General features: G+C 60.2%; 4 protein-coding genes. 3 read left to right on the top strand and 1 reads right to left on the bottom strand.

The window, feature by feature from the left end; all coding sequences use genetic code 11:
• The coding region (gene rne / locus FFS60_RS28270; RefSeq protein WP_137823867.1) for a ribonuclease E at nt 1-1,657 on the bottom strand (1,657 nt) is incomplete at its 3' end.
• Between the two features lie 560 nt (nt 1,658-2,217).
• Between rne and rluC the strand changes: the two genes are divergently transcribed.
• From rluC to sppA, 3 genes are read left to right on the top strand one after another with little or no spacing between them, the layout of a single operon-like run.
• Nucleotides 2,218-3,171 carry a 23S rRNA pseudouridine(955/2504/2580) synthase RluC gene (rluC, locus tag FFS60_RS28265; protein ID WP_028630875.1) on the top strand — a complete coding sequence of 318 codons (954 nt, stop codon included), beginning with the start codon at nt 2,218-2,220 and terminating at the stop codon, nt 3,169-3,171.
• Nucleotides 3,164-3,856, top strand: coding sequence for an HAD-IA family hydrolase (locus FFS60_RS28260; protein WP_028630874.1), 693 nt, complete (start codon nt 3,164-3,166; stop codon nt 3,854-3,856). Before rluC ends, FFS60_RS28260 begins: the two co-directional genes overlap by 8 nt.
• Nucleotides 3,849-4,829, top strand: a complete 981-nt coding sequence (gene sppA, locus FFS60_RS28255) for a signal peptide peptidase SppA (RefSeq protein ID WP_137823866.1) — start codon at nt 3,849-3,851, stop codon at nt 4,827-4,829. Before FFS60_RS28260 ends, sppA begins: the two co-directional genes overlap by 8 nt.
• Nucleotides 4,830-4,975 lie beyond the last annotated feature (146 nt).

The raw sequence follows: 4,975 nt of genomic DNA, 5'->3' as shown, positions 1-4,975 counted from the left end.
GTTCCGGGGTCGGTGCGGGTGCGGGTGTCGGGGCCTGAGGGGCAACCGGGGCCGGAACGGGGCGCTCAGGGGAAACAGTCTTCACCGCGGCTTCCTGGCGAACCAGGGTGCGGGTGGAGCTGACCGGCTGAATTTCTTCCGCTTCGGCAGGCGTCATTTCGTAGCTGGACTGGCTGCTCAGCACTTCCGGGCTGTCATCGCGCAGGCGCTGGACTTCGAAGTGCGGAGTTTCCAGGTGGTCGTTCGGCAGGATGACGATGCGCGAACGGCTACGCAGCTCAATCTTGGTGATGCTGTTGCGCTTCTCGTTAAGCAGGAAGGCGGCAACGGGGATCGGGACCTGGGCGCGGACTTCGGCGGTGCGGTCCTTGAGGGCCTCTTCTTCGATCAGGCGCAGGATGGCCAGGGACAGGGATTCGACGTCACGGATGATGCCTTGGCCGTCGCAGCGCGGGCAGACGATGCCGCTGGTCTCGCCCAAGGACGGACGCAGGCGCTGACGGGACATTTCCAGCAGACCGAAACGAGAGATGCGGCCAATCTGCACACGGGCGCGGTCGGCTTCCAGGGCTTCACGGACTTTCTCTTCCACGGCGCGCTGGTTCTTGGCCGGGGTCATATCGATGAAGTCGATGACGATCAGGCCACCAATGTCACGCAGGCGCAGCTGGCGGGCGATTTCTTCGGCCGCTTCCAGATTGGTCTGCAGGGCGGTTTCTTCGATGTCGCCGCCTTTGGTCGCGCGAGCCGAGTTGATGTCGATCGACACCAGGGCTTCGGTCGGGTCGATGACGATGGAACCGCCGGACGGCAGCTTCACTTCGCGCTGGAAGGCGGTTTCGATCTGGCTTTCGATCTGGAAGCGATTGAACAGCGGGACGCTGTCCTGATAGAGCTTGATCTTGCTCTGGTACTGCGGCATCACCTGGCGGATGAAGCTCAGGGCTTCTTCGTGGGCTTCGACGCTGTCGACCAGCACTTCGCCGATGTCCTGGCGCAGGTAGTCGCGAATGGCGCGGATGATGACGTTGCTTTCCTGGTAGATCAGGAAGGGCGCGCCACGCTCACCGGAGGCTTCCTTGATGGCGCTCCAGAGTTGCAGCAGGTAGTCCAGGTCCCACTGCAGCTCTTCGCTGGAGCGGCCGAGGCCGGCGGTGCGGACGATCAGGCCCATGTCGGCCGGAGCGTTGAGGCCGTTCAGCGCTTCACGCAGTTCGTTGCGCTCTTCGCCTTCGATACGGCGGGAGATACCACCTGCGCGCGGGTTGTTCGGCATCAGAACCAGATAACGACCGGCGAGGCTGATAAAGGTGGTCAGGGCTGCGCCCTTGTTGCCACGTTCTTCTTTCTCGACCTGGACGATGACTTCCTGGCCTTCGCTGAGCACTTCCTTGATGTTGATGCGGCCTTCGGGGGACTTCTTGAAGTACTCGCGGGAGATTTCTTTCAGAGGCAGGAAACCGTGGCGCTCAGCGCCGAAATCGACGAAGGCAGCCTCGAGGCTGGGTTCGATGCGAGTGATTCGGCCCTTGTAGATGTTGGCTTTCTTCTGCTCGCGGGCACCCGATTCAATGTCCAGATCGTACAGGCGTTGGCCGTCGACCAGAGCAACACGCAACTCTTCGGGCTGAGTCGCGTTAATCAGCATTCTTTTCATGTGGTACCAATAGGTTTCCGGGCTACCGGAAACGGCGATTGGCGCACACGACTCTCGCGGTCGGTGTCAGGTGCGTGTCAGGGGCGGCGGGCCACCCCAGTGTCCAGCGAACTCCAGCCAAAGGGGCCGGAATCGCGACTACGTCTCCTGCTTGCTGTGTCGTGACAGAAGCACTTGTTCAGGAGGAGGAATCAACGGTCGGTAGCGGACGAAATGAAGCGTCTTGAAACTACGCAGTCCGACGGTTATGCATCTCCACCCTACACTTATCCCTTGAAAATCGGGTGCCGCTCGCTGAATCCGTAGCGGGTTGCATTTACCGTGATCTCCCATTGGAAGGGGTGATCACGCGTCATGGCTCGAGGCTTTGATTTCGGAAATATCGCGGTCAATGCGGCGAATTTTCTGTCGGACGGCCTTACGTCCTGAAAGGGTTGCAGCGGTTGGGGGGTGGCAGTTTTGGCGAACACCCCGAAACCAGGCCGCTTTTGGCGGCGTTCGCGACTATAGCAGTAATCATTAAGTGCTTCAAATCCATAAAAAATTGTTATGATGCCCAGATGAATACTCCTGCCTCTCCAACCTCCGGCGTCCAGCTGCTTGAGGTTTCGCCGGAATATGCCGGCCAACGCATCGACAATTTCCTACGTACCCAGTTGAAAGGTGCGCCCAAGACGTTGATTTATCGCATCCTTCGTAAGGGCGAGGTCCGCGTCAACAAGGGGCGAATCAAGCCGGAGTACAAGCTCCAAGCTGGCGATATCGTGCGGGTTCCGCCGCTGCGCCTGTCCGAACCGAACGAGCCGGCACCGGTGGCCCAGGGGCTGCTGGAGCGTCTGGAGAGCGCCATCGTCTACGAAGACAAGGCGCTGATCGTGCTGAACAAGCCGTCTGGCATCGCGGTGCATGGTGGCAGCGGCCTCAGCTTCGGCGTGATCGAAGCCTTTCGTCAGTTGCGTCCGGAGGCCAAGGATATTGAGCTGGTGCATCGCCTGGATCGCGACACTTCCGGTCTGCTGATGATCGCCAAGAAGCGCAGTATGTTGCGTCACCTGCACGAGGCATTGCGTGGTGATGGCGTCGATAAGCGCTATCTGGCGCTGGTGCGCGGCAGTTGGCCGACCTCGAAGAAGAAGGTCAGTGCGCCGCTGCTGAAGAACAACCTGCGCTCCGGCGAGCGTATGGTCGAGGTGAATCCCGAGGGCAAGGAGGCGCTGACCGAATTTCGTGTCGTGCGTCGTTTTGGCGAGTTCGCCACCCTGGTGGAAGCCAGTCCCATCACTGGGCGCACTCACCAGATTCGTGTGCATGCCAAACACGCCGGTCATTCCATCGCTGGCGATCCCAAGTATGGGGATGAGGATTTCACCCGCGAGATTCGTGATCTGGGTGGCAAGCGCTTGTTCCTTCATGCGCATTCCCTGGCTATCAGCCTTCCCGATGGCGGTGAGCTGAAGCTGGAGGCTCCGGTGGATGAGATGTGGCAGAAAACCCTGGAGCGACTAGGTGCCTGATTATCAGCTTCTGATCTTCGACTGGGATGGCACGTTGGTTGACTCCATTGCCCGCATTGTCGAAGCCATGCGTGTGGCAGCGGAGGTTTCGGGGTTGCCCTGGCGCGATGATGCCGCCATCAAGGGTATCATCGGGCTCGGCTTGCCGGAGGCTATCGCTACCCTCTATCCAGAACTCGATGATGCGCAGCGCATCGACACGTTCCGCCAGCGATACGGTGAGCACTACAACGCCCTGGAGCGTCAGCCTTCCCCGTTGTTCGATGGGGTGGCTGAGGCCCTGGAAACATTCCGAGAGCAGGGCTACCGTCTGGCCGTGGCCACCGGCAAGAGTCGTCGAGGGTTGGATCATGTGCTGGCCGGGCGTGGGTGGCTGGACTATTTCGATGTCACTCGTTGCGCTGATGAAACGGCAAGCAAGCCTGATCCACGCATGCTGCAGGAAATCCTGGCGCATTGTGGGGTGGGGGCCGAGCAGGCGGTAATGGTGGGGGATTCGCCCTTCGATTTGCGCATGGCGCATCGGGCTGGGATGGATTCCGTGGCGGTGGGCTATGGTGCCCAGCCGCTTGCTGAGTTGCTCAAGGAGTCGCCCAGGTTGGCGATCGAGCGTTTCGAGGAGCTGAGCCACTGGTTGAGCGGTGGCCTGAGCCGGCAATCCCGAGAGGTGGAGTCTTATGTCTGACGAGTGGAAAGAACCGGCTGTCGACAAGGCTGAACAGAAGAGCTGGAAGCTGCTGGAAAAAGCGGTCCTGGCTGGTGTTCAGGAGCAGCGCCGTGCCCGGCGCTGGGGTATTTTCTTCAAATCGCTGACTTTCCTTTACCTGTTCGCCGCCCTGGCGCTGTTCTCGCCGATCTTCGACCTGCAGAAAAGTGCGGCGCGTAGTCAGGAGCATACCGCCCTGGTTGAGGTGCGCGGCATGATCGCCGATGAGGAGGCAGCAAGTGCCGACAATATCGTGACCGGTCTGCGTGCGGCCTTCGAAGATCCGAACACCAGGGGTGTGGTGTTGCGCATCAACAGCCCGGGCGGCAGTCCGGTGCAGTCCGGCTACGTTTATGACGAGATCCGCCGGCTGCGCGAAGAGCACAAGGACATCAAGGTCTACGCCGTCATTTCGGACCTGGGGGCGTCTGGTGCTTATTACATCGCCAGCGCGGCCGACGAGATTTACGCCGACAAGGCCAGCCTGGTCGGTTCCATCGGTGTTACTGCGGCGAGCTTCGGCTTCGTCGACGCAATGGCTAAGCTTGGCGTCGAGCGCCGTGTCTATACCTCAGGCGAGCACAAGGCCTTCCTCGATCCGTTCCAGCCGCAAAAGCCGGAGGAGACCGAGTTCTGGCAGGGTGTGTTGAGCACCACGCATCAACAATTTATCGAGAGCGTGAAGAAGGGGCGTGGCGACCGGCTCAAGGTTGACACTCATCCCGAGCTCTTCAGTGGTTTGGTCTGGACTGGCGAGCAGGCCTTGGTATTGGGGTTGGTGGACAAGCTTGGCAATGCCAGTTTTGTGGCTCGTGAAGTCGTCGGTGCAAAGGAGATTGTTGACTATACCGTTCAGGAGTCGCCTTTCGATCGATTTTCGAAGAAGTTTGGTGCCGGCGTCGCTGAGCGCCTGGCGCTCTGGATGGGGTTCCAGGGGCCAAGCCTGCGCTGAGTGTGAGTATCGTTAGCGAAGGAAGGCCCGGCGAATCAGGCCGTGTGAAAACTCCCTGAGTGCAGGCCAAGCCAACGCCCCGACTGGTTCGGGGCGTTGGTGTTTCTGGGTAATCGAAAGCGAGGAGCGGGATTTATCCCATCAGC

Source organism: Pseudomonas sp. D(2018), assembly GCF_005502555.1.
Classification (GTDB): domain Bacteria; phylum Pseudomonadota; class Gammaproteobacteria; order Pseudomonadales; family Pseudomonadaceae; genus Metapseudomonas; species Metapseudomonas resinovorans.
Note: the sequence above shows the minus strand (reverse complement) of the source record. Positions and strands in the feature narration are given on the sequence as shown.

What these genes read in the sequence shown, in the direction of transcription:
- rluC (WP_028630875.1), top strand. Translation starts at nt 2,218, where the DNA reads ATGAATACTCCTGCCTCTCCAACCTCCGGCGTCCAGCTGCTTGAGGTT.
- sppA (WP_137823866.1), top strand. Translation starts at nt 3,849, where the DNA reads ATGTCTGACGAGTGGAAAGAACCGGCTGTCGACAAGGCTGAACAGAAG.